26 protein-coding genes are annotated in these 24,159 nt (G+C 67.7%); 20 read left to right on the forward strand and 6 right to left on the reverse strand.

The genetic code is table 11. From position 1 onward, the window contains the following. Positions 1–11: 11 nt before the first annotated feature. The 4 genes from purF to folC all read right to left on the reverse strand — a co-directional run bounded on the left by purF (position 12) and on the right by folC (position 4,219). Positions 12–1,532, reverse strand: coding sequence for an amidophosphoribosyltransferase (gene purF, locus ACN6PJ_RS15230; protein WP_043542861.1), 1,521 nt, complete (start codon positions 1,530–1,532; stop codon positions 12–14). Between the two features lie 30 nt (positions 1,533–1,562). Next, positions 1,563–2,051 (reverse strand): CvpA family protein, encoded by a 489-nt coding sequence (locus ACN6PJ_RS15235; protein WP_056316730.1) that lies wholly within the window; start codon positions 2,049–2,051, stop codon positions 1,563–1,565. Beyond that, positions 2,051–2,845, reverse strand: coding sequence for an SPOR domain-containing protein (locus ACN6PJ_RS15240; RefSeq protein WP_427996697.1), 795 nt, complete (start codon positions 2,843–2,845; stop codon positions 2,051–2,053). The genes ACN6PJ_RS15235 and ACN6PJ_RS15240 overlap by 1 nt, the downstream gene beginning before the upstream one ends. A gap of 63 nt (positions 2,846–2,908) precedes the next feature. Then, complete coding sequence (gene folC / locus ACN6PJ_RS15245) at positions 2,909–4,219, reverse strand: bifunctional tetrahydrofolate synthase/dihydrofolate synthase (RefSeq protein ID WP_427996698.1); 1,311 nt, start codon at positions 4,217–4,219, stop codon at positions 2,909–2,911. 166 nt (positions 4,220–4,385) lie between these two features. Here folC and ACN6PJ_RS15250 point away from each other — a divergent pair, with 166 nt between their 5' ends. The 4 genes from ACN6PJ_RS15250 (at position 4,386) to ACN6PJ_RS15265 (ending at position 8,229) form a co-directional block, all read left to right on the forward strand. Beyond that, the gene (locus tag ACN6PJ_RS15250; RefSeq protein ID WP_427996699.1) at positions 4,386–4,802 is read left to right on the forward strand and encodes a cupin domain-containing protein; all 417 of its coding nucleotides are present in this window, start codon (positions 4,386–4,388) and stop codon (positions 4,800–4,802) included. A gap of 66 nt (positions 4,803–4,868) precedes the next feature. Beyond that, positions 4,869–5,840: a Bug family tripartite tricarboxylate transporter substrate binding protein gene (locus tag ACN6PJ_RS15255; RefSeq protein WP_427996700.1), complete on the forward strand. Its 972-nt coding sequence runs from the start codon at positions 4,869–4,871 to the stop codon at positions 5,838–5,840. Then, positions 5,837–7,063, forward strand: a complete 1,227-nt coding sequence (locus ACN6PJ_RS15260; protein WP_427996701.1) for a CaiB/BaiF CoA transferase family protein — start codon at positions 5,837–5,839, stop codon at positions 7,061–7,063. The genes ACN6PJ_RS15255 and ACN6PJ_RS15260 overlap by 4 nt, the downstream gene beginning before the upstream one ends. Continuing rightward, positions 7,063–8,229: an acyl-CoA dehydrogenase family protein gene (locus tag ACN6PJ_RS15265; protein ID WP_427996702.1), complete on the forward strand. Its 1,167-nt coding sequence runs from the start codon at positions 7,063–7,065 to the stop codon at positions 8,227–8,229. The genes ACN6PJ_RS15260 and ACN6PJ_RS15265 overlap by 1 nt, the downstream gene beginning before the upstream one ends. A gap of 24 nt (positions 8,230–8,253) precedes the next feature. Here ACN6PJ_RS15265 and ACN6PJ_RS15270 read toward each other — a convergent pair whose 3' ends face one another. Next, the gene (locus ACN6PJ_RS15270) at positions 8,254–8,991 is read right to left on the reverse strand and encodes an IclR family transcriptional regulator (RefSeq protein ID WP_427996703.1); all 738 of its coding nucleotides are present in this window, start codon (positions 8,989–8,991) and stop codon (positions 8,254–8,256) included. A gap of 141 nt (positions 8,992–9,132) precedes the next feature. Here ACN6PJ_RS15270 and ACN6PJ_RS15275 point away from each other — a divergent pair, with 141 nt between their 5' ends. The 7 genes from ACN6PJ_RS15275 (at position 9,133) to ACN6PJ_RS15305 (ending at position 14,356) form a co-directional block, all read left to right on the forward strand. Continuing rightward, a complete protein-coding gene (locus tag ACN6PJ_RS15275; protein WP_427996704.1) occupies positions 9,133–9,510 on the forward strand; it encodes a flagellar protein FlaG in 378 nt (125 codons plus the stop codon). Between the two features lie 142 nt (positions 9,511–9,652). Then, positions 9,653–11,044 carry a flagellar filament capping protein FliD gene (gene fliD, locus ACN6PJ_RS15280; RefSeq protein ID WP_427996705.1) on the forward strand — a complete coding sequence of 464 codons (1,392 nt, stop codon included), beginning with the start codon at positions 9,653–9,655 and terminating at the stop codon, positions 11,042–11,044. Positions 11,045–11,062: 18 nt separating this feature from the next. Beyond that, positions 11,063–11,491 carry a flagellar export chaperone FliS gene (gene fliS / locus ACN6PJ_RS15285; protein WP_427996706.1) on the forward strand — a complete coding sequence of 143 codons (429 nt, stop codon included), beginning with the start codon at positions 11,063–11,065 and terminating at the stop codon, positions 11,489–11,491. Positions 11,492–11,538: 47 nt separating this feature from the next. Next, a complete protein-coding gene (locus ACN6PJ_RS15290; RefSeq protein ID WP_427996707.1) occupies positions 11,539–11,892 on the forward strand; it encodes a flagellar protein FliT in 354 nt (117 codons plus the stop codon). Continuing rightward, a complete protein-coding gene (locus ACN6PJ_RS15295) occupies positions 11,889–13,211 on the forward strand; it encodes a flagellar hook-length control protein FliK (RefSeq protein WP_427996708.1) in 1,323 nt (440 codons plus the stop codon). The genes ACN6PJ_RS15290 and ACN6PJ_RS15295 overlap by 4 nt, the downstream gene beginning before the upstream one ends. Then, a complete protein-coding gene (locus tag ACN6PJ_RS15300) occupies positions 13,211–13,528 on the forward strand; it encodes an EscU/YscU/HrcU family type III secretion system export apparatus switch protein (RefSeq protein ID WP_427996709.1) in 318 nt (105 codons plus the stop codon). Before ACN6PJ_RS15295 ends, ACN6PJ_RS15300 begins: the two co-directional genes overlap by 1 nt. Positions 13,529–13,555: 27 nt before the next feature. After that, the gene (locus tag ACN6PJ_RS15305; protein ID WP_427996730.1) at positions 13,556–14,356 is read left to right on the forward strand and encodes a flagellar brake protein; all 801 of its coding nucleotides are present in this window, start codon (positions 13,556–13,558) and stop codon (positions 14,354–14,356) included. A 30-nt stretch (positions 14,357–14,386) separates the two neighbouring features. On the opposite strand, the gene fliE is transcribed toward ACN6PJ_RS15305, so the two are convergent. Then, the gene (gene fliE / locus ACN6PJ_RS15310; RefSeq protein WP_427996710.1) at positions 14,387–14,719 is read right to left on the reverse strand and encodes a flagellar hook-basal body complex protein FliE; all 333 of its coding nucleotides are present in this window, start codon (positions 14,717–14,719) and stop codon (positions 14,387–14,389) included. 328 nt (positions 14,720–15,047) lie between these two features. Between fliE and fliF the strand changes: the two genes are divergently transcribed. The 9 genes from fliF (at position 15,048) to fliN (ending at position 24,156) form a co-directional block, all read left to right on the forward strand. Further along, positions 15,048–16,727, forward strand: coding sequence for a flagellar basal-body MS-ring/collar protein FliF (gene fliF / locus ACN6PJ_RS15315; RefSeq protein ID WP_427996711.1), 1,680 nt, complete (start codon positions 15,048–15,050; stop codon positions 16,725–16,727). Then, entirely contained in the window at positions 16,717–17,727 is a 1,011-nt protein-coding gene (fliG, locus tag ACN6PJ_RS15320) for a flagellar motor switch protein FliG (protein ID WP_427996712.1), read from the forward strand. The genes fliF and fliG overlap by 11 nt, the downstream gene beginning before the upstream one ends. Continuing rightward, positions 17,720–18,463, forward strand: a complete 744-nt coding sequence (gene fliH / locus ACN6PJ_RS15325) for a flagellar assembly protein FliH (RefSeq protein WP_427996713.1) — start codon at positions 17,720–17,722, stop codon at positions 18,461–18,463. The genes fliG and fliH overlap by 8 nt, the downstream gene beginning before the upstream one ends. A 56-nt stretch (positions 18,464–18,519) precedes the next feature. Further along, positions 18,520–19,998, forward strand: a complete 1,479-nt coding sequence (gene fliI, locus ACN6PJ_RS15330) for a flagellar protein export ATPase FliI (RefSeq protein ID WP_427996731.1) — start codon at positions 18,520–18,522, stop codon at positions 19,996–19,998. Continuing rightward, the gene (fliJ, locus tag ACN6PJ_RS15335; RefSeq protein WP_427996714.1) at positions 19,991–20,440 is read left to right on the forward strand and encodes a flagellar export protein FliJ; all 450 of its coding nucleotides are present in this window, start codon (positions 19,991–19,993) and stop codon (positions 20,438–20,440) included. Before fliI ends, fliJ begins: the two co-directional genes overlap by 8 nt. Before the next feature lie 24 nt (positions 20,441–20,464). After that, on the forward strand, positions 20,465–21,823 hold the full coding sequence (locus tag ACN6PJ_RS15340) for a flagellar hook-length control protein FliK (RefSeq protein ID WP_427996715.1): 1,359 nt from the start codon (positions 20,465–20,467) through the stop codon (positions 21,821–21,823). Positions 21,824–21,993: 170 nt separating this feature from the next. Next, positions 21,994–22,620, forward strand: a complete 627-nt coding sequence (gene fliL, locus ACN6PJ_RS15345; RefSeq protein ID WP_427996716.1) for a flagellar basal body-associated protein FliL — start codon at positions 21,994–21,996, stop codon at positions 22,618–22,620. Positions 22,621–22,622: 2 nt separating this feature from the next. Next, entirely contained in the window at positions 22,623–23,630 is a 1,008-nt protein-coding gene (gene fliM, locus ACN6PJ_RS15350; RefSeq protein ID WP_123787848.1) for a flagellar motor switch protein FliM, read from the forward strand. Continuing rightward, entirely contained in the window at positions 23,623–24,156 is a 534-nt protein-coding gene (fliN, locus tag ACN6PJ_RS15355; protein WP_427996717.1) for a flagellar motor switch protein FliN, read from the forward strand. The genes fliM and fliN overlap by 8 nt, the downstream gene beginning before the upstream one ends. The last annotated feature ends 3 nt before the right edge of the window (positions 24,157–24,159 follow it).

The raw sequence follows: 24,159 nt of genomic DNA on the forward strand, positions 1-24,159 counted from the left end.
AGCCTGGCGGGTCAGGCGTCGTTGGCGGCGTAGCCCATATTGAACTGCAGGCCGCTGGCGCCGCCCTCCTCGCCGGACTCGCTGCGGGACTGCCCCAGGCGCGCCAGGTACTCGGCGGTGATGTCGCCGGTGACATACTCGCCGTCGAAGCAGGACGCCTCGAAACGCGACAGCTTGGGGTTGATGTCCCGGACCGCCTGCTGCATGTCGTGCAGGTCCTGGTAGACCAGGTTGTCGGCGCCGATGGCGCGGGCGATTTCCTCGTCGCTGCGGCCAGTGGCGATCAGCTCGCTCTGCGTGGGCATGTCGATGCCGTAAACGTTGGGGAAACGGACCGGAGGCGCGGCGGAGGCGAAATACACCTTGTTGGCGCCGGCGGCGCGGGCCATGTCGACGATCTCGCGGCTGGTGGTGCCGCGCACGATGGAGTCATCGACCAGCAGCACATTCTTGCCCTTGAACTCCATGCCGATGGCGTTGAGCTTCTGGCGCACGGACTTCCGGCGCACGGCCTGGCCCGGCATGATGAAGGTGCGGCCCACGTAGCGGTTCTTGATCAGGCCTTCACGGTAGTCCAGGTTCAGGCGGGCGGCCAGCTGCATGGCGGCCGGACGCGACGAATCCGGGATCGGCATGACCACGTCGATGTCGCCCAGGCGCATGTTGCGCGCCACTTTGTCGGCCAGGTATTCGCCCATGCGCAGGCGCGCGTCGTAGACCGACACGCCGTCGATCAGCGAGTCCGGACGCGCGAAGTACACGTATTCGAAGATGCAGGGCACCAGTTGAGGGTTCTCGGCGCACTGGCGGCTGACGAAGCGGCCGTCCAGGTCGACGAACACGGCCTCGCCCGGCTCGACGTCGCGCACGAAAGCGAAGCCGCTGCCTTCCAGGGCCACCGATTCCGAGGCGACCATCCATTCCACGCCCTCTTCGGTTTCCTGGCGGCCGATGCACAGCGGACGGATGCCGTTGGGGTCGCGGAAGGCGAGCAGGCCGTAGCCCGAGATCTGGGCGACCACGGCGTAGGCGCCGCGCACGCGCTTGTGCACGGCGGACACGGCCCGGAACATCGCGTCGTCGTCCAGCGAAACGCCATTGGCGGCCGATTGCAGCTCGTGGGCCAGCACATTCAACAGCACTTCCGAATCGGAATTGGTATTGATGTGGCGGCGGTCGACGCGGTACAGGGACTCGCGCAGTTCGCGCCAGTTGGTCAGGTTGCCGTTGTGGGCGAACATGATGCCGAACGGCGCATTCACGTAGAACGGCTGGGCCTCTTCCTCGCTGGCGCTGGAGCCCGCCGTGGGATAGCGGACCTGGCCGATGCCGGACGTACCGGGCAGCGCGCGCATGTTGCGCGTACGGAAGACGTCGCGCACCAGACCGTGGGCCTTGTACATATTGAACTGGTTGCCTTGCGACGTCGCGATGCCCGCGGCGTCCTGCCCGCGGTGCTGCAACAGCAGCAAGCTGTCATAGAGCAGCTGGTTGACCGGCCCGCGCCCGATGACCCCTACGATTCCACACATGGTGAGATTTCCTGGTTGATTTGAAGCTAATCAATACGGCAGCCACGTCGCCAGGGTTGGCGGCAGCCACGTCTTGATATGTTTGATGGCCTCGATGGCCGAATGCGAAAACATGGCGTCCTGCCACCACGGCTCTTGCGGCAGCGGCGTGTACCCTGCGGCGGCGACCAGCGCCAGCACGATCAATAGACCACGGGCCAGCCCGAACATTCCGCCCAGGCCGTGATCGGCGGGGCTGAGCCCGGTGCTGCGGATCAGGGCGGCAAGCGTCATATTGACCAACCCCACGCCGAGCAACACGATGATGAACACCGCCGCGTAGGAGACTCCCATGCGCAGCAGCGTCGTTTCAATATAGGGCTCCAGCCAGGTATAGACCGTGGGGCCCCACCATATCGCGGCCACGAAGGCCAGCAGATAGGCGACCAGCGACAGCACCTCTTTGAGCAGGCCGCGCACCAGGCCGAGCACACCCGAAACCACCAGGATGGCCAGCACGACGAAGTCGAAGCCGGTCACTATTGCGCGGCGATGAAACCATTGTCATAGCCCAGGGTGCGCAAGCGCGCCTGGGCCGCCTGCGCCGCCTCGCGCGAGGGGAACGGCCCCACGCGCAGGCGGTACTGCTGCTTGCCACCGATGGTGGCCTGTTCGACGAATGCGTTCGTGACCCCGGCCTGGTGCAGCTTGCTGCGGCGCGACTGGGCGTCTTCCGAGGTCGTGTAGGCGGCGATCTGGAGCACGAAATTGCCCTTGGCGGCCGGCTTGGGCGCGGGCGCGGCCGGCGCCGCGCGGCCTTCCAGCAGCGCCAGGGCGCGCGCGCCGTCATCGGAGCGCGTGTCCGGCTTGGGCGGCGTGGCCGGCTTGGGTTCGGGCTTGGGCGCCGGCGCGGCCGGCTTGGGCGTGGCGGCGGGCGGCGCCGCCGGCTGCGACGCGGGCGGCTGGGCCGGCGCGGCGGCGATGGGCGCCGGCACGGAAGTGATCGGCGGCGGCGTGGGCACGGACGAAGGCTCGGTGGGCGCGGCAGCCGGCGCCGGCGTCTCCGGCGCGGCGACTTGCGGCTCGCTCACTTGCGGCTGGAACGGCGTATTGCGTTCCGGCACCTTGATGGGGATGTTGTCGGCCACCGGCACGGGCTGGGAATCGAGCACCATGGGCAGGATGATGACGGCTGCCAGGACCAGCGCGATGGCGCCCGCGAGCCTGCGCCGCGCGCGGCCGCGCAGCTCCGCAGCCTGGACCTCGCTAGGCACTGCCGCCCTTTTGGAGGACTGCGCCTGGTCGGCAGGATCTTTGCGTTTGAAAAAACCCATGGAGGAGAATTCCTTGCGGCTATATGGCGGCGGGCCGCCCTGGAGCGTCTGACCCGTTCTTGCCTATGCCTTGCGACCCAGAGCCTGCAAAACCGAGGCTACGGTGAGAAACGATCCGAACACCACGATTCTATCATTCTCGCCCGCCCGTTCGCGCGCGGCCGCGAAGGCCTGGGCAGGATCGGCATAGGCGGTGATGCCCGGGCTTTCGCCGCCCGCCGGCACCGGCGGCAATGCGGCGGCGACCTGCGCCGCCAGGTCCTCTCCGGCGGTGCCGCGGGCGCCCGGCAGGCCGGCGCAATACCAGTAGTCGATGCGCGTGCCCAGCTTGGCCACGACACCGGCCAGGTCCTTGTCGTTGAGCATGCCGAATACCGCGTGGGTATAGGGGTGGAAACCCATGTTGTCGAGGTTCTGGGCCAGCACCGCCGCCGCGTGCGGATTGTGGGCCACGTCCAGGATGACCGCGGGCTGGCCGGGCAGGATCTGGAACCGGCCGGGCAGCGACGCCTGCAGCAGCCCCAGGCGCACGGCCTGCTGCGGCACGGGCAGGCGATCGCGGATGGACTCCAGCGCGGCCAGCGCCGCCGAGGCGTTCAGCAGCTGGTTGGCGCCGCGCAGCGCCGGATAGGCCAGCGAGTTGCGGCGCTGCTCGCGCCCGCCGTAGGCCCATTGCTGCCGGTCGCCCGAATAGTTGTAGTCGCGGCCGAAGAGCCACAGGTCGGCGCCGATTTCCGCTACGTAGTCCAGCAGGGACTGGGGCGGCACCGGATCGCTGCAGATGGCGGGGCGGCCGGCGCGATAGATGTGAGCCTTCTCGAAGCCGATCTTCTCCCGCGTGTCGCCCAGCCAGTCGGTGTGGTCCAGGTCCACGCTGGTGACGATGGCGCAATCGGCATCGACGATATTGACGGCGTCCAGGCGGCCGCCCAGCCCCACTTCCAGCACCACGGCGTCCAGGCGGGATTGCGAGAACAGCCGCAGAATGGCCAGGGTGGTGAATTCGAAGTACGTGAGGGAAACGTCGCCACGCGCCGCCTCGACCGCCTGGAACTGGGCGATCAGGGCCTCGTCCGTTGCGATCTGGCCGTTGATGCGGGCGCGCTCGTTGAAATCGATCAGGTGCGGGGAGGTATACAGCCCGACCTTGTAGCCGGCCGCCAGCAGGATGGCTTCCAGCATGGCACAGGTGGAGCCCTTGCCATTGGTGCCGCCGACGACGAACTTCACGGCGGAAAGCTCCAGCTCCATGCGGGCCGCCACTTGCCGCACCCGGTCCAGGCCCATGTCGATCGCGGTGGCGTGGATGGATTCCAGGTACTGCAGCCAATCGGACAGGGTTGCGGAAGCGTCAGGCGTGCGGACAGAAGACATGGCGGGGCCGTGAAGTGGGATCAGCGCTGGATTTTAGCAGTCCGGGCCCGGTGTTTTCCCTAATCCCCTAGGGCGCGGCACGGTATCCGCCGGGAAAAAACGCTTGCCGTTATTTTTCCCATACGTAAAAATAAATTCACATATGAGAATTTTTGGTGAAGCATCCATGACCCAATCCAAGACGCCCAGCTGGCTCGTCCGCGAGGCCGACGTCCCCGGCTACCACCCCGCCAACCACACCGGCACCCTCAATCGGCGGCTGATCGGCCCGGACACCGTCGGCGCCCGCGGCGTGGAGGTGTTGCTGGGCGTCATCGACAAGGGCAAGGGCGCCCTGCCGCACGCCCATCCGGGCATTGAACAGGTCTGCTACCTGATCTCGGGCACAGCCCGCGCCCAGGTGCAGGACGAATGGGCCGACATGGGCCCCGGCGACTGCTGTTACTTCCCGCCCGACATTCCCCACGTGTTCACGGTCACCAGCGACGAGCCCGCGCGCCTGCTGGTGATCTACACGCCCCCCTACGAAGAATCCCCCGAGCGCGTAATCCGCGACTTTCCGGCAAATCCCCCGGCCGCCTGACGCGGCACACTCCGGGACAGCGGCCGCAGAAGCCGGCCCCGGACCGACTACACAGGAGACAACCCCATGAAATTCCCGAGCCTGCTGAGCGCCGTCCTGGTCAGCGGGGCGGCCCTGATGGGCGCGCCTGCCGCCCAGGCCGCCGATTACCCCACCAAGCCCATCACCCTGATCGTTCCCTTCCCGGCCGGTTCCGGCACGGACGCCGTGGGGCGCATCTTCGGCTCCGAACTGTCGGCCATCCTGGGCCAGCAGATCGTGGTGGAAAACAAGCCCGGCGCCAACGCCACCATTGCAGCCAGCTACGTGGCGCGCGCCAAGCCGGACGGCTACACCCTGTTCGTCACCACCAACACCTCGCATTCAGCCGCCCCGTGGCTGATGAAGAACGTGCCCTACGATCCGGTCAAGGACTTCACGCCCATCGCCCGTGGCGGCAACCTGCCCTTCATCCTGGTCGTCAACCCGAAGCGCCCGTGGAAAACGGTCGGAGACCTCATTGCCGACGCGCGCCAGCATCCGGGCCGCATCACCTACGCCAGCGGCAACAGCACCGGCATCGTCGCCGGCGCCACCCTGGCCAACCGCGCCAAGATCGACATCCTGCACGTGCCCTACAAAGGCACGCCGCAGAGCCTGACCGACGTGGTCGGCGGCCAGGTGGACTTCATGTTCACCGACCTGGCGTCCGGCCTGCCCTTCGTCCAGTCGGGCCAGTTGCGGGCGCTGGCCGTGTCCACCGCCGAACGCAGCGCCATCGTGCCTGACCTGCCGTCCATGGCCGAGGCGGGCGTGCAGGACTTCGACCTGAACTCCTGGAACGGCTACTTCGGCCCGGCGGGCCTGCCGCCCGAAATCGTCGCCAAGCTCAATGCCGCCATCAACCAGGTGGTTGCCAAGCCCGACGTCAAGAAACGCCTGGCCGACCTGGGATTCGACGCCTTCTCCGGCACGCCGCAAGCCTTCGGCCAGTTCGTCGGCGAACAGCGCGACCTCTGGGGCAAGCTGATCCGCGACGCAGGGATCGAACAGCAATGACCGCACAATCCGCTTCCGCCGCCCCCGGCCCCCTGGCCGGGGTGCGCATCCTGGACCTGAGCTCGGTCGTCATGGGTCCCTACGCAACCCAGGTCCTGGGCGACCTGGGCGCGGACGTCATCAAGGTGGAACCGCCCACGGGCGACAATCTGCGGGCCGTCGGCCCCATGCGCAACCCCGGCATGGGCCATCTGTATCTGCACCTGAACCGCAACAAGCGCTCGGTCGTGCTGGACCTGAAGACGCCCGAAGGCCTGGACGCCTGCCTGAAGCTGGCCGAGAGCTGCGATGCCCTGCTCTATAACATCCGGCCTCAGGCCATGGCTCGCCTGGGCCTGTCCTATGAAGCGGTCGCGGCCCGCAATCCGCGCATCGTCTACCTGGGCGCCTATGGCTTCGGCGAGGCAGGCCCCTACGCCGGCCGGCCCGCCTACGACGATCTGATCCAGGGCCAGACCGGCATCGCCGCCCTGTCCGCCCAGCAAAGCGGCGAATTGCCGCGCTACGCGCCGCTGACCCTGGCCGACCGCGCCGTCGGCCTGCACGTGGGCATCGCCCTGGTGTCCTCGGTGCTGCATGCGCGGGCCACGGGCCGCGGCCAGCAGGTGGAGATCCCCATGTTCGAAGGCATGGCCCACCTCGTCCTGGGCGACCACCTGGGCGGCGCCACCTTCGAGCCCCCGCTGGGGCCGACCGGCTACGCGCGCCTGCTCGCGCCGCACCGCCGCCCCTACGCCACCGCCGACGGCTATATCTGCCTGCTGATCTACAACGACAAGCACTGGCGGAACTTCTTCGCCCTGATCGGCAAACCCGAACTCTCGGAAGACCCGCGCTTCTGCTCGCACGGCGCGCGCGCCGCCCATATCAGCGAGGTCTACGCCTACGTCGCCGAGGTGATCGCCACGCGCCCCAGCCAGGACTGGCTGGAAGACCTCGCGCGCGCGGACATCCCGGCCTCGCAACTCTATACGGTGGACGGCCTGCTGGAAGACGAGCACCTGGCCGCGACCGGCTTCATCCGGCGCCTGGACCATCCCAGCGAAGGCCCGATACGCACCACCGCTCCGCTGGGCAGGTACGAGGGCACGCCGACCGCCCTGAGCCGGCCCGCCCCCAGGCTGGGCCAGCACAGCCGCGAGGTGCTCGAGGAAGCCGGCTACGACGACGAATGGATCAACGCCATGGCCGCCCGTGGCATCACCAAGGATGGAAACGACTGATGGACTTTGACTTCACTCCCGACCAGCTGGCGCTGCGCGACGCGGTCTCCCGCATCTGCGAACGCTATCCCGACGAATACTGGCTGGAGCGCGACCGCGAAGGCGGCTTTCCGGAGCCGCTGCACGCCGACCTGGCGCGCGACGGCTGGCTGGGCATCGCCATGCCCCAGGAATACGGCGGCGCCGGCCTGGGCATGACCGAAGCCGCCCTGATGATGCAGACCATCGCCGCCTCCGGAGCCGGCTTCACCGGCGCGTCCGCGGTCCATATGAATATCTTCGGGCTGAATCCTGTCGTGGTGTTCGGCACCGACGAGCAGCGCGGCCGCTGGCTGGAACCGCTGATCGCGGGCCGCGAGAAGGCCTGCTTCGCCGTGACCGAACCGGACGCCGGCCTCGACACGACCAAGCTCAGCACCCGCGCCGTGCGCCAGGGCGATGAATACATCGTGCACGGCCGCAAGATCTGGATTTCGACGGCGCAGGTCGCCAACAAGATGCTGCTGCTGGCGCGCACCACGCCGCTGTCGGAAGTGGAAAAGCCCACGCAGGGCCTGTCGCTGTTCTATACCGACCTGGACCGGGAGCGGATCGAGGTGCGCGAGATCGAGAAAATGGGCCGCAAGGCCGTGGACTCGAACATGCTGTTCATCGACGGCCTGCGCATCCCCGTGGCGGACCGCATCGGCGAGGAAGGCCGGGGATTCGAATACATCCTGCACGGCCTGAATCCGGAACGCATCCTGATCGCGGCCGAAGCCGTGGGCATCGGCCGCGCCGCGCTGGACCGCGCGGTGAAATACGCAGGCGAACGCACCGTGTTCGGCCGTCCGATAGGCCAGAACCAGGGCATCCAGCATCCGCTGGCCCAGGCCTGGATGCAGCTGGAGGCGGCGGACCTGATGGTATTCAAGGCCGCCAGCCTGTACGACGCGGGCAAGCCCTGCGGCCCCTTTGCCAACACGGCCAAGTACCTGGCTGCGGAAGCCGGCTACAACGCCTGCCAGACCGCGGTCATGACGCTGGGCGGCATGGGCTACGCCAAGGAATACCACGTAGAGCGGCTGCTGCGAGAAAGCTTCATCCCCCGCATCGCGCCGGTCAGCCCGCAGCTGATCATGTGCTTCATCGCGGAAAAGGTGCTGGGGCTGCCCAAATCCTATTGAGCCCCGCGGACGGCGGGCCCTGCCTCAGGCCTGCTGCTCCAGCCCCGTGCAGGCCGCCCTCAGGATGCGGGCGTAGTTCTCCTGCTGCGGCTCGATCCGGTAGATCGGGCCGCCCACCGAAATCGCGTAGTGCTCGCCCGACAGGGTGACCGGCCAGGCGATCGCGCCCACGTCCGGAATGGACTCCCCGCTGTTCATGAACCATCCGCGCTGGCGCGACAGCCGAAGATCGTCCAGCAGGGCTTCGCGCGTGACCAGCGTGCGCTCGTTGTGACGGGTCATGGACATGCCCGCCAGGAGCGAGTCCCGCGCGCCTTCGTCGAGCAGCGACAGAAGCGCCTTGCCCAGCGAATTGGCGTGTACGTCCTTGAACTCGCCCGCAACGGGCGCGTATCGGATCGTATGTGGCGAATCCAGCACGTCCAGGTACACGACCCGGCCATCCTGGCTGAGTTTGGCGAAAACGATGGTTTCGCGGGTGGCGTCCCGCAATTCCGTCAGGCTGGGATAGACCCGGTCCAGCACGGGATCGGCGCGCGCGATGCGCTGCGCCATGGCCAGCAGCCGGCCCGTCGGGTAGTAGCCCTGGCGCCGGCCGGTCTCGTACAGGTAGCCCAGGCCGGTCAGGGTGCGTATCAGCGCCAGGCAGCTGGAAACCGGCACGTCGAGCAACCGGGCCAGTTCCGACAAGGGCAGCGCGCGCTTCTCGCGGGCATAGGTTTCGATGATTTCGATAACTCTCAGCGCCGTCTTGACACTCATTGCCCCATCCGAACCCTTAGCGTGTGAAACATCTGGCCCGCCCGAGGCTAAAGTTCCCTGCGCGCCTGCCGTAATGGTAGCTGAGAATTCCCTGAAAACAGCGCGTTCCTCCGAGACGCCCTCATCGCCGTTGGAGTGATCATGGCCGTAACCCCGTTAGCCCCTGTATCGTTCGCACCCGCGCCGGTCGCGCCCGCCCCCGTCGTGGCGGAGCCGGCCATCAGCGTGACGCCCGCCGCAACCGCGACGAACAGCGGAGCCTCCGACAGCGCCACGTCGGGTCAATCCGATTCGCAAAAGCTGCCCCTGGACAAGGCGCTGGAGGAAATCAACGACCAGATGAAGGCCTGGTCCACCCAACTGCAATTCGAAATCGACCCCGACGTGCACCAGGTGGTGGTGTCCGTCGTGGACGCGGAATCGGGCGACGTCGTTCGCACCATTCCCAGCGAGGCCGTGCTGAGAATCGCCAAAATGATCGTGAACATGCAGGGCAACGGCATCAAGACGAGCGCCTGATGCTCGAATTAAAACGGTGTTTATCCAGTTTTCGGCGCCAATCCGCGCCAGAAGCACCGAATTAGGCATGCCTTATGCCCTTACCCGGCCAATCGCCGGCTCCGTATTTTTGACAGAATCGCATCGCTAGGAAGGATTTCACATGGCTTCTATTACCAATCTCGGTTCGACCACCGGACTCCCGCTCGAGGAGATCCTCACGAAGCTTCAGGCTGCTGAGGACAAGAAGCTGAGCCTGTACACCAACCGTCAGGCCAGCTACGAAGCCCGGGTGAGCGCCTATGGCCAGATCCAAAGCGCAGTGGAAGCCTTGCAGAAAGCGGCGGCAGCCCTGGGCAAGTCGTCGACCCTGGACGCCGTCAAGGCCAACGTGGTAGGCGACGGACTGACCGCGACCATCGGCGAAGATGGCGCCACGATGGGCGAATACGCCATCAAAGTGAAGAATCTGGCCGCCGCCCAAACGCTGCAGTCCGGCAACGTCGGAGACCGCACCGCTACCAACGGCGCCGACGGCTCGTTTGAAATCGAGCTTACCAATGGCGACAAGCACACGATCGAGCTGAACGGCGACACTTCGCTGAACGGTATCGCCAAGGCCATCAACAGCGACGACAAGGCTGGCGTGCGCGCCACCATCATTACCAACGAAAGCGGCAGCTACCTGATGCTTAGCGCCAAGGACACGGGCGTACAGGCGTCGGTCAAGTCCATCACGGTGACGGGCGACGACAAGCTGAAGAACATCCTGAGCTACAACGCCGGCTGGAGCCAGGAAATGACGCAACAGACGGCGGCTGCGGACTCGGAAATCGAGATCAACGGCATCACCGTCAAGAGCGGCAGCAACAATGTCTCGACCGCCATCGATGGCATCACGCTGAACCTGACCGCGATTACCGGCAAGGACAGCACGACGGGCGCCGACAAAGTCGTCACGCTGAAGCTGCAGAGCGACACCAGCGTGGCCAGCAAGGCGGTCCAGGATTTCGTCAATGCCTACAACTCGCTGCAGAGCACGATCAGCAAACTGACGGCATTCGACGTCGCGGCCGAAACCAATCAGGCCCTGACCGGCGACAACACCGCCCGCGGCATCCAGTCGTCCATGTCCAACGCATTGCAGGTGGTCACGTCCGAGGGCGCACTGCGCTCCTTGGCAGACCTGGGCATTTCGATGGATCCCAAGACCGGCCAGTTGAAACTGGACCAGAAAGAGCTGGACAAGGCATTGACCGGCAACCCCGCCGACGTCAAACGCATCATGACGTCGACCGACGGCCTCGCGGCCCGGTTCGACGCTGCCACCAAGACCATTCTTGGCAGCAACGGCTCCATCAAGATCAGCCAGGACGGCCTGAACGAATCCATCAAGGACGTGAAAGACCAGCTCGCTCGCGCCAAAGCCTCGAGCGATGCGTCCATTGCTGCCATGCGCGCCCAATTCATCGCGCTGGACAAGTTCGTATCGCAGCAGACTGTCACGGCCAACTACCTGACCCAGCAGTTCGCGGCCCTGAGCAAATCCAAGTAATTTATAGAAGATGCCTTGATGACTTACGCCGCCCGCCGTCCAACCGGCTCCTATTCCGTGCGTTCCTACACCGACATCGGCCTGGAGACCCAGGTCCTGGGCGCCAGCCCGGAAAGGCTGATTTCACTGCTGTACTCGGGAGCCCGGGCCGCAATTGGACAGGCCCGCCTCCATCTGCAGGAAGGCAGGGCAATGGAGCGGGGCGCGGCGCTTTCGAAGGCAATCAAGATTGTCGATGAAGGCCTGAAAACGGGCTTGAACATGGAGGCGGGCGGCGAAATTGCCGCTAACCTCGCCCGCCTGTACGACTACATCGTCCGCACACTGCTGTTGGCGAATCTGCGCGCTGATGAAGAAGCGCTCGAAACGGCGGACCGCCTGTTGGCGGATCTGGCCGAGGCCTGGCAAACCTCCGTAGACCGCTCCGCAGCCGGCACGCAGCCTTGAAGGCGTGGCATACGCATAGCCCCAGCCATCGAACGCCCGAGATTTCCATGACGTCCATTACCCAGCACACTTCGCCCATCCTGGAACACTACCAGGAGATCGCCCTCATCACGGGAGAAATGCTAGCGGCCGCCCAACTGGGCGACTGGGACGGGGCAATGATCCATGGCCAGCTTTACTGCGAACGAGTGGAACGTCTGCGCCAGGTGGAACATGCGGCGCCGCTGGACGAGTCCGGCCGTGCCATGAAGTACGACCTGCTCGTGCGCATTCTCGAAAACGATGCCCAAACGCGGGACCTCGCTCTGCCGCAGTTGGCGCGCCTCGGAGAATTGCTGGGACGCATGAAGCGCCAGCAGACCCTCCTGTCCGCCTACGGCCACCAGGCGTCTGAAGAATGAGCGTAGGTCCCGCCGCACTCGGCAACGTCCTGGTGCAGCGGTTGGACGCCGTGCTTGGCACGACGATGTCCGCCGCCAACGCGAATCTCGTCTCCGGCGCGCGGCCGGACGCCGTCAGCCAGCCCGGCAGCCCGGAAAAGCCCGGCCCGTCGGACGGCTCGGCCCGCGATCCCCGGCAAGGCGTGCAGGCAGGCGGCGCCCGGGGCGACCGCCAGAATACCGTCATCGACGCAAAAACGGCTGCCGCGCTGGCCTTGGCGGCCCGCGGGCTGGTCACCAGCAGCGACACCACGGCCTCGGCCCCGACCACGCTGGGCACGACGGCGCGCACCATTCTTGCCCTGCTCGCCCAGTATCCCGAAGCCGCGCCGGCGCTGCAGGGCCGCGCCCCCCTCTGGAGCGCCAACGGCGCTGCCGGCCTGCCGCCCGGCGCGCCCGCCCAGGCGCCCGCAGGCCAGGCGGGCCTGCCCGGGCAGCCCGCACCGGCCGCGCCGCAAACGCCCGGACAAGCCGCCGCGGCCCAGCCGCAGGCAACCGCGGACGGCATGGCCGCAGCCGGCAAACCGGACCGTCCGGCCGCCCATGCCGACGTCCCCGCCGGAGCCAAGGGTCCCGACGCCGCGGCGCACGCCGCGCTTGCGGCCGGCGGTCCCTCCGCCCGCGCGCTCGGCCAGGCCCTGCGCCAGGCGCTGCAGACCAGCGGCCTGTTCTATGAGTCCCACCTGACCGACCTGGTTTTCGGCCGCGCGACTCCGGCCCAGCTACGCGAAGAGCCCCAGGCCCGGCTGGACAAGGACGCGGCGGCAAAAAACACCGCGCCCGCCCGCGCCCGGTCCGAATCGCCCGCCGCCGCCCGCGGCGGCAGCGACGCGCCGGCCTCCACGGCCTCCTCCGGCGCCGCCTCGCCGCCGACGCCCGGCTCGCCCGTCAGCGGCATCCACCAGGACCTGACCGTGCTGGTGCGCCAGCAGCTCGACGTGCTGGCCAACCAGGCGCTCACCTGGCAAGGCGAGGCCTGGCCCGGCGCGCCCATGGAATGGGAGGTGCAGCGCGACCCTTATGGCGGCGACCCCGATTCCTCGGTTCCGACGTGGGCCACCCGCTTGAAACTGGACCTTCCGCGCCTGGGGCTGGTGGACGCGCGCCTGAACCTGGCCGGCGACCAACTGGTCCTGCAGCTCGTGGCTCCGCACAGCGCCTCCGAAATCCATGACGCGTCGGACACGCTGCGCTCGCGCCTGCTGGCCGCCGGCCTGACCCTGAGCAATCTGTCGGTGAGCGTGGTGGAGCCGCGTCCCGCCATTCCGGCCGATATCTGATGAACACGCCCGCAAACTCCCCGGACGCCGGCCCCAATGCGAACCGCAATGCGGCGGTCGCCATCTCCTACGAAGAAAAGGACGACGCGCCGCGCGTGGTCGCCAAGGGCTATGGGCAGCTGGCCGACACCATCGTCCGCGCCGCCCAGGAAAACGGCCTCTATGTCCATGAATCGCGCGAACTCGTCGGCCTGCTGATGCAGGTGGACCTGGACGCGCATATCCCGCCCCAACTCTACGTAGCGGTGGCAGAATTGCTGGCTTGGCTGTACCGCCTGGAATCGCGCGAGCTTCCCGAATCCGCGCCCCCCGCCTGACCCTACTGATTGAGGACGACCATCGTGATGGACGCCAGCGACCCGGAATTCCTGCTGACCCGGCCGGAAGACATGCGCGCAGCCCTGTTCGAGCTGACCCACCCCGACAGCCACATCCTGGTGCGCGACGCCGCGGATCGCGAGATGGCCGTGTTCATCCTGGGCGCGGACAAGCAGACGCAGCAGTTCTTCTGGCGTCCGCGCGACTATGCCGGCGCGGACTTCGAACACGCCGACAGCATGGGCCTGCTGACCGGCACCACCTTCTATTTCAATGCCACGGCCTACGGCGGCGTGCAGATCCGTTTCCGGGTGCAGCGGCCGGAAGTCATCCATTTCGACGACGGCAGCGCCGCGCTGGTATCGCCCTTCCCTGAACGCCTGGCCCGGATCCAGCGCCGCAAGATGTTCCGCGCCTCGCTGATCGCCAGCGCCAGCCGCAGCCACGCGACGTGGCAGGCTTCGCCCACGGAAAAGCCGCACAGCTTCACCGTGCGCGACATTTCGGTGGACGGCGTGGGCCTGCGCGCCGGCCTGGAGGTCGGCTCCCTGCCCCAGCGCGGGACCATCATGGAGAACGTCCAGCTGGACTTCGGCGAATTGGGCAGGATCAGCGCCAGCCTGGAGGTGCGCAACGTCTATCCGGTTTCCGGGCAGCCGATGACGCAGGGCGTCCAGCCCGGCGAGGCCGCCCCGCGGCATGTGTCCCTTACCGGCGAGCCGCCGGTAAGCCATCTCGGGGCAATCTTCCTGAATCTGGATGCGCGCCAGGAAAACTGGCTGCAACAGGTGGTATGGCGCCTCGAGCGAGGCGCCCAGCGCGGCTGAGTCCGCGAAAAGCCGCGTGTCGGGCCTGGATCAGATGGACATCGAGGAGATTTCCTTGTAGGCCGCAACCAGCTTGTTGCGCACCTGCACCGCCGTCTGGAAGCCGATGCTGGCTTTCTGCAGATCGATCATCACGTCGTTGAGCGAAATGTCCGGAGCGCCCAGCTCGAAGGCCTTGGCCTGGGCGGTGGCCGCGTTCTGGGCGTTCGTGACGCGGCGGATGGAACGTTGCAGTTCGGCGGCGAAGCCGTCCGGCCGGCCGACCATTTCGCCCGCGGCGAGGTTGCCCGTCTCCGCCTTGCTGACGACCGCGCGCATCTGCTGGAGCATGCTTTCGATGCCGGACAAGCCTGATACAGCCATTACTGATTCCTTGCTGGTGGGATTACGCCAAATTTGCACACAGCGTAACGCCGATCGCGCCCGGCCATAGCCGATAAGAACCGCCAAAAAACCCGACATTTCGCCGAATGAGGTCGCCCCGCGCGGGGGCCGCGGCGACCCCGTCCCCTTTCTGGGCGACATAGGGGATAAGTAACGCCAAAAACCGGCTGTTTTCAACGATTGGGATTGTCGTCTCAGGGGCAATAATCCACGCTCTCCCCAGACCAGAAGCACGTTGCATGTGTAATCTGCCCTACCAAGACATGAAGCTCCATTCCCAGCTCCGCGTAGCCAGCGGGAGCCGTCGATGAACCAGCAGGCCACCCTGAGTTCGTCGCTGCTGGCGAAGTTCCCCGTGCTGGAGAAGGTCCGCGCGCTGCCCAAGCCTATCCTGCTCGGCGGCGCGGCGGCCCTCGTCGCCGCGATCGTCGCCGTTGCGATGTGGAGCAGCGAGCCCAACTACAAGGTCCTGTTCTCCAACCTGGACGACCGGGATGGCGGCGCGATCGTGACGGCGCTGGGAACGATGAACGTGCCCTATCGCTACAACGACACCGGCACCGCCCTGCTGGTTCCGGCCGACCGCGTGTACGACGCCCGGCTGCAGCTGGCGTCCCAGGGTTTGCCGCGCGGCGGCTCCGTCGGCTTCGAGCTGATGGACAACGCCCGCTTCGGCGCGAGCCAGTTCGCCGAGCAGATCAACTACCAGCGCGGTCTGGAGGGCGAGCTGGCCCGTTCGATCGAAGCCATGCACACCGTGCAGCACGCCCGCGTGCACCTGGCCATGCCGCGCCAATCGCTCTTCGTGCGCGAGCGCCAGGCGCCCACCGCCTCCGTGCTGCTGAACGTCTACCCGGGCCGCAGCCTGAGCGACGCCCAGGTTTCCGCGATTTCCTGGCTGGTGGCGTCCAGCGTCCCCGAGCTGACGGCGGAAAATGTGTCCATCGTCGACCAGAACGGCCGCCTGCTGTCGGCGCCGCTGGGCGAAGGCCGTGGCATGGACGCCGACCAGATGCGCTTCGTGCGCGAAATGGAACAGCGCACGGTCGAACGCATTCTCACCATCCTGAACCCGCTCGTGGGGCCCGGCAATGTCCACGCCCAGGCGAGCGCCGACGTGGATTTCTCGCGCCGCGAGGAAACGTCGGAAGTCTATCGCCCGAACCAGGAGCCCGGCCAGGCCGCGGTGCGCAGCCAGCAGACCAGCGATTCGACCCAGCGCGGCGTCAACCCCGCGCAGGGCGTGCCCGGCGCGCTGTCGAACCAGGCGCCCGCCAACGCGCAGGCGCCCATCGCCAACCCGCCGCAACCGCAGCCGCCCCGTCCCGGCCAGCCGCAGCAGCCGGCCAACGCGCAGCAGCAACAGCAACAGCAACAGCAGACCGGCACGCAGACCGCGCCGACCAATCTGAACGAACGCCGCGATGCGACCACCAACTACGAAGTGGACCGCACCATCAGCCACATCAAGCAGCCTGTGGGCACGCTCAAGCGCCTGTCGGTCGCCGTGGTCGTCAACTACATCCGCGACAAGGACGGCGAGCCGCAGGCCCTGCCGCCCGAAGAGTTGAACAAGCTCACCAATCTGGTCCGCGAAGCCATGGGCTACTCGGAAACGCGCGGCGATTCGCTGAACCTGGTCAACAGCCAGTTCAACGATGGCCCGCCGCCGCTGCCGCTCTGGCGCGATCCGGAAATGATCTCGCTGTTCAAGACGATCCTGGCCTGGCTGGTCGGCGGCGTCCTGGCGCTGTGGCTGTATCGCCTGCTGCGCCGCACGGTGGGCGACTACCTGTACCCGCCGGTCGATCCCGAGCAGGCCGAGGCCGAACGCATCGAAGCCGCCCGCGAAGCGCAGGAAGTGGCCCGCGCCAAGGAAGTGGACCGCTACCAGGACAACCTGGAACGCGCCCGCACCATGGCCAACAAGGACCCGCGCGCCGTCGCGATGGTTCTGCGCACCTGGATGAACAAAGATGAAAAATGATTCCCTTCCCCTGGACGGCATGACGCGCAGCGCCGTCCTCATGATGTCGCTGGGCGAGGACGCGGCGGCCGAGGTCTTCAAGTACCTCAGCGCCCGTGAGGTCCAGCAGGTCGGCGCTGCCATGGCCAGCCTGAAGCAGGTCACCCGCAACGACGTGGCCGTGGTGCTGGAAGAGTTCCGCCAGGAAGCCGACCAGTTCATGGCCGTCACCCTGGGGTCGGACGACTACATCCGCACCGTGCTGACCAAGGCGCTGGGCAGCGACCGCGCGGCCGGCCTGATCGAGGACATCCTGGAAGCCGGCGAAGGCGGCAGCGGCATCGACGCGCTGAACTGGCTGGATCCGAACACCGTGGCCGAGTTGATCGGCGACGAGCACCCGCAGATCATCGCGACCATCCTGGTGCACCTGGAGCGCGACCGCGCCGCCGGCGTGCTGGCGCTCCTGACCGACCGGCTGCGCAACGACGTGATGCTGCGGATCGCCACGTTCGGCGGCGTGCAGCCCGCGGCGCTGTCCGAGCTGACCGAAGTCCTGAATTCCGTGCTCGCCGGCCAGGGCGCCAAGCGCAGCAAGATGGGCGGCGTGCGCACCGCGGCCGAGATCCTGAACATGATGAATTCGGCCGAAGAAGAAACCGTCGTCGCCAGCCTGCGCGAACGCGACAACGACCTGGCGCAGAAGATCATCGACGAGATGTTCGTCTTCGACAACCTGCTCGACGTCGAAGACCGCGCGATCCAGCTCATCCTCAAGGAAATCGACAACGACACGCTCATGGTCGCGCTCAAGGGCGCCCAGGAAGAGCTGCGCGCCAAGTTCCTGCGCAACATGTCCAGCCGCGCCGCCGAAATGCTGCGCGAGGACCTGGAAGCCCAGGGCCCGATCCGCATGTCGAAGGTCGAAACCGAACAGAAGAAGATCCTGCAGATCGCCCGCCGCCTGGCGGAAAGCGGCCAGATCGTGCTGGGCAACTCCGGAGACGACGCGTATGTCTGAAGCGGACAGCGGCGCGACGACGCTCATCTCGCGCAGCGCCGCCTGGCGGCGCTGGCAGATGCTGTCGTTCGACGAGCCGGCGCCCGTCGAGGCCGAGCCGGAGCCGGAACCCGATCCCGGGCCGGACCCCGAGGTCGTCCTGGCCCAACTGCGCGCGCAAGCGCTGGCCGAGGGCCGGGAGGAAGGCCACGCGGAAGGCCATGCCGCCGGCTTCGAGGCCGGCCGGCAGGCGGGCCATGCGGAAGGCTTGGCCGCGGGGCGCGAACAAGGCTACGCCGAGGGCCTGGCGCAGGCTCGGGAACAGGGAGCGGCCGAAGCCCGGCGGCTGCATGCGCTGGTGCAGTCATGCGCCCTGTCGCTGGGATCGCTGGAAGAGAAAATGGGCCAAGGCCTGCTCACCCTGGCCCTGGACATCGCGCAGCAGGTACTGCGCACCACCCTCGCCGAGCAACCCGAGTCCGTAGTGGGCGCGGTGCGCGAGGTGCTGCACATCAATCCGTCCGCGGGCGGCCAGATGCGCCTGTGGGCGAACCCGGAAGACATAGAACTCATCCGCCTGCACCTGGCGGACGAACTCAAGGAAGGCCATTGGCGCGTGCTCGCCGATGAGTCCATCGCCCGCGGCGGCTGCCGCGCCGAGACGCCGTTCGGCGACATCGACGCCACCCTGCAGACTCGCTGGCGCCGTGTCGCGGCCTCGCTCGGCCGCAACGTCTCGTGGGAGGACCCCGCGTGACCGGCCAACCGGCGCCCGCCCAGACCACGCCCGCATCGGGCGTGTCTCAACCGGCCGTGCCTGTACCGGCCGTGCCTGTACCGGCCGTGCCTGTACCGGCCGTGCCCATCATCGACCGCTGGCGGACGCAGTTGCAGATCGGCTCCATCCGCGCCGCGTCGACCGACCCGTGGCTCGTCAGCGGCAAGATCACGCGCGCCACGGGCCTGGTGCTGCACGCGACCGGCCTGCGCCTGCCGGTGGGCGCCGCCGCCCGCATCGAGATCGCGCGCGGTCACGATCACTGGGCTGACGCCGAGGTCGTCGGTTTCGACGGCCACACGCTGTACCTGATGCCGCAGGCGGATATTTCCGGCCTGCCTCCCGGCGCGCGCGTCGTGCCCGGCGAGCCTCCCGTGCAGCGGCAGATCCCGCTGCCGCGCAAGGCCGAACTGAATGGCAACGCCAAGCCGCAGCTGGGCCGGCACCTGCCGGTGGGCAATGCCCTGCTCGGCCGCGTGCTCGATGGCGCGGGCCGGCCGCTGGACGGCCTGGGCCCGCTGACGGGCGCCGAGCTCGCGCCCTTGTCCGCCCAGCCGCTCAACCCCTTGTCGCGCGCGCCTATCGATACCGTGCTCGACACGGGCGTGCGCGCGATCAACGGCCTGCTCACCGTGGGCCGCGGCCAGCGCATGGGCCTGTTCGCGGGTTCCGGCGTCGGCAAGAGCGTGCTGCTGGGCATGATGGCCCGCTATACCAAGGCCGACGTGATCGTCGTGGGCCTGATCGGCGAGCGCGGCCGCGAAGTCAAGGAATTCATCGAGCACAACCTGGGCCCGGAAGGCCTGGCCCGTTCGGTCGTGGTGGCCGCGCCGGCCGACGTCTCCGCGCTGCTGCGCCTGCAGGGCGCGGCCTACGCCACCCGCCTGGCCGAGCATTTCCGCGACCAGGGCCTGGACGTGCTGCTGATCATGGACTCGCTGACCCGCTACGCCATGGCGCAGCGCGAGATCGCGCTGGCCATCGGCGAGCCGCCCGCCACCAAAGGCTATCCGCCCTCGGTCTTCGCCAAGCTGCCGATGCTGGTCGAACGCGCGGGGATGGGCGCGCCCGGCCCCTCCGGCAAGGCCGGCTCCATCACGGCGTTCTACACGGTGCTGGCCGAAGGCGACGACCAGCAGGACCCGATCGCCGACTCGGCGCGCGCCATCCTGGACGGCCACGTCGTGCTGTCGCGGCACCTGGCCGAATCCGGCCATTACCCCGCGATCGATATCGAAGCGTCCATCTCGCGCGCCATGACCTCGCTGATCCCGCAGGAGCAGTTCGCCGTGGTGCGCCGGTTCAAGCAAAGCCTGTCGCGCTACCAGCGCAACCGCGACCTGATCGCCGTGGGCGCCTACGCCGCCGGCAACGACCCGCAGCTGGACGACGCCATCGCCCGCTATCCGCGCCTGGAAGCCTTCCTGCAGCAGGACATCGGCGAAAACATCGGCTACGAAGACGCCGTCCGCCAGTTGCGCGCAACGTTCGAGTTGAGAGACACCTATGCCTAGCCAACTTCCCCTAGACATGCTGATCAACCTGGCCAAGGAGAGCACGGACGAAGCGGCCCGCCTGCTGGGCAGGCTCAACGCCGAGCGCAGCAACGCCGAGCGCCAGCTCGGCATGCTGCACGACTACCGCCAGGACTATCTCGAACGCCTGCAGCAGGCGATGACGAGCGGCATGTCGGCCAGCGATTGCCACAATTACCAGCGCTTCATCGGCACCCTGGACGACGCTATCGGCCAGCAGCAGGCCGTGCTGCGCCAGGCCGACGACAACCTCGCCAAGGGACGCCAGTACTGGCAGCAGGAAAAGCGCAAGCTCAACTCCTACGACGCCCTGGCGCAGCGCGAGCTGCGCGCCCAGGCCGTGGTGGAGTCCCGCCGCGAACAGCGCGCGAACGACGAATATTCGGCCCGCCTGGTCCAGCGCCAGGCCGGCATGCATTAAGCGATACCTAACAGGAAGCCCCAGATGACCGCTCCCCTGCCCCTGCCCTCCATCGCGCCCGCCGCCCCGGCTTCGGTCGCCGATATGCTCGGCGCCAAGCCGGCGCCCGCGAACCGGAAGGGTTCCAGCTTTTCCGACGTGCTGGCCCAGCAGCGCCCGCCGCAGCAGCGCCCCGACCACGCCGCAGGTTCGCGGCCCGCGGACGGCGCGGCGAAAACGCCCGCGAAGGGCCAGCAAGGCTCGAAGGATCCCGCCGCCCAGGCGGAGAACGCCGCCGCCGGCGCAATCGATGAGGCCGTGCAGACCGCCACGCAGGGCGAGGCCGGCGCGCTGGCCGTGGCCGCCGCGCAGCCCGCCGTCGTGCTGCCGCAGCAAGCGCTCGAAATCGCCGCCCAGGCCGCGGAACAGGTGCAGCTCGCGCGCGGCAACGCCACGGCCGCGGCCACCGCGATGAGCACCGGCGCCGCCGTGCTGACCGCGACGCTGGGCGCCGCCGATGCCGCCGTCGCCGTGGGCACGCCCGTCGCGTCGACCGCCCAGCAGGCAGAAGCCGCCGCAGCGCTCGCCGTCCGCGATGCCGCGGCCGCGCTTCCGGTCGTTACCGAGGCCGTCAAGCCCGGCAGCGCCCTGACGCCCGCGCAAGCCCCGGCCGCTCCCGCCGTTGCCGCCCAGGCCGACACCCCGCGCCTGGCCCCCGAGGCCGCGCTGCCCCGCCCTGCCGGCCAGCCGCACACGGACGCCCGGCAAGCCCTGGCGCCGGTGCATGAAGAGCAGGAACCCGAGATCGCGCTGGCCGGCGCCGACCCGCAGTTCCAGGCGCCGCAGCATGGCGCCCAGGCCCATGACGCACTGCCCCCCGCGCTGGCCGCCGCCGCGCAGCGCCAGCCGGTTGCCGTCGCCAATCCGGCAGCCATCGCGGCGCCGGCCGTTCCCCTGGTGCTGCAGGTCGCCACACCCGTGGGCGGCACGCACTGGGGCACCGAACTCGGCCAGCAGGTGGTGATGATGAGCCACAGCGCGCGCCAAGGCATGCAGACCGCCGAGCTGCGCCTGGATCCTCCGGACCTGGGCCCGCTGCGCGTCAGCCTCAACCTGGCCGACGGCGTCGCCAGCGCATCGTTCGTCTCGGCTCACGCCTCCGTGCGCCAGGCGATCGAAACCGCCATTCCGCAGTTGCAGCAGGCTCTGGCCCAGGCAGGCATCTCGCTGGGACAGACCAGCGTGGGCGAGCAGGCCGCGCAGCAGGAGTTCGCGCAACAAGGCGGCAACGGCTCGCAACGGCAGTCCGGCGGTTCGATGACGGGCGCCGCGGCCGTGGCCGAGGCCCCCATCGCCGCGACGGTGGCGCGCAACGCCAACGCGCTGGTGGACACGTTCGCCTGACCGATCCGCGGCCCGCATCCGGCATGGCTTGCGGGCAGTGCAGCAATAGCTTGAGATACGCGGCTTTCGCCCTGTTTTTCGCCTCCAAGCCGAGGCGGGATTTGGGGCAGAATGCTTTCATCCACTAAGAATCCGTTTTCATCAGCGGCAAAACACGCATCGACACCGAGATGGCGACTACCAAATCCACACCCTTGCCTGCGCGCGGCGCATCCTCCTCCCGCGCGGGCGGCCTGGGCCGCATTCTCCGCCCGCTGCTTGCGCTCCTGGTCCTGCTCATCGTCGCCGCGGCCAGCGCCGGCGCCACCTGGTACATCACGCAACGCATGCAGCCGCAAGGCGCGGCGCCCGTGCAGCTCGGCGTGGGCCAGGTTCCTGGCGGCCAGCCTGGCCAGCCCGGGCAAGCGGGTCAGCCGGGCCAGGGTTCCCAAGCCATGCCTGCCACGTTCGTCGCGCCGCCCGCCGGCCCGATCGCCGTGCCTTCGCCGATTTTCGTGCCGCTCGAACCCTTTACCGTCACCCTGCAGAATCCGGATACCGAGCGCATCATGCACGTCGGCCTGACGCTGCGCGTCAGCGACGAGCAGACCCGCACGCGCCTCGAAAAGTACATGCCGGAAGTGCGCAGCCGCATCCTGATGGTGCTGTCGTCGCAATCGCCCATCGGCGTGCAGACGCAGCAAGGCAAGACCGACATGGTCAATGCGATCAAGCAAGCCGTGAATCGCCCGTTCTCGCCCCTGCCTGACGGCCAGTACGTCACCGACGTGCTCTTCACGGCGTTCGTGGTGCAATAAGCATGGCCTACGAGGCATTCCTTTCGCAGGACGAGGTCGACGCGCTGCTCGCTGGCGTCACCGGCGAGAGCGACAGCAAAACCGAAGCGGCTGGCCAGAACACCGGCGCGCGCGCCTATGACCTGAGCTCGCCGGAGCGCGTCGTGCGCCGCCGCATGCAGACGCTGGAGCTGATCAACGAGCGCTTTGCCCGTCAGATGCGCCACGTGCTCCTGAACTTCATGCGCCGCAGCGCCGACATTACCGTCGGCTCCATCAAGATCCAGAAGTACGCGGACTTCGAGCGCAACCTGCCGGTGCCGAGCAATCTGAACATGATTCAGATGAAGCCCCTGCGAGGCACCGCGCTCTTCACCTACGACCCGAACCTGGTGTTCCTGGTCATCGACAGCCTGTTCGGCGGCGATGGCCGCTATCACACGCGCGTCGAAGGCCGGGATTTCACCACCACCGAACAGCGCATCATCCGCCGCCTGCTCAACCTGACCCTGGAAAGCTACGGCAAGTCCTGGGATCCGGTCTATCCGATCGAGTTCGAGTACGTGCGCTCGGAGATGCACACCAAGTTCGCCAGCATTACCGGCAACAACGAAGTGGTGGTCGTCACCTCCTTCCACATCGAATTCGGCGCGACGGGCGGCGACCTGAACATCTGCCTGCCGTATTCGATGATCGAACCGGTGCGCGACCTGCTGACGCGGCCCTTGCAGGAAACCACGCTCGAAGAGGTGGACCAGCGCTGGTCGCAGCAGCTTTCGCGCCAGGTGCGCAGCGCCGATATCGACGTCGTAGCGGAGTTCGCCCGCATTCCGTCCTCGATCCGCGAGCTGATGCACCTGAAGGTGGGCGACGTCCTGCCCGTGACCGTGCCGGAAACCATCATCGCCAGCGTCGACGGCGTGCCGTTGATGGAATGCGGCTATGGCGTCTTCAACGGCCAGTACGCCCTGCGCGTACAGAACATGTTTACCCACGACACAGAACCCAACGAGGCCTCTGACCATGACTGACAAGAACGAGCCCGGCACCGGCTCGTCCCCGGCCGACGACTGGGCCGACGCGCTCGCCGAACAATCCCGCGCCAACCCGCCCACCCAAGCCGACGGCCTGAAGCCCCAGGACGATTGGGCCGCCGCGATGGCCGAACAAGCGGCCGCGCCCGCAACGGCGCCCGCGGCCACTCCCACGGGCGCGCCCGCCGCTCCCGCCGCGCAGCCGGCGGCGCAATCGGTGTTCAAGCCCCTTGCCGGAACCACCGGCGGCACGGGCACCGATATCGACCTGATCATGGACGTTCCCGTCCAGCTGACGGTAGAACTGGGCCGCACCCGCCTGACCATCAAGAACCTGCTCCAGCTGGGCCAGGGCTCGGTGGTCGAACTCGACGGCCTGGCCGGCGAACCGATGGACATCTTCGTCAACGGCTACCTGATAGCGCAAGGCGAAGTGGTCGTGGTCGAGGACAAGTACGGCATCCGCCTCACCGACATCATTACCCCGTCCGAGCGCATCAACCGCTTGAACAACCGTCGCTGAGCC

It is taken from the genome of Achromobacter sp., assembly GCF_050285585.1.
GTDB lineage: Bacteria > Pseudomonadota > Gammaproteobacteria > Burkholderiales > Burkholderiaceae_B > Achromobacter.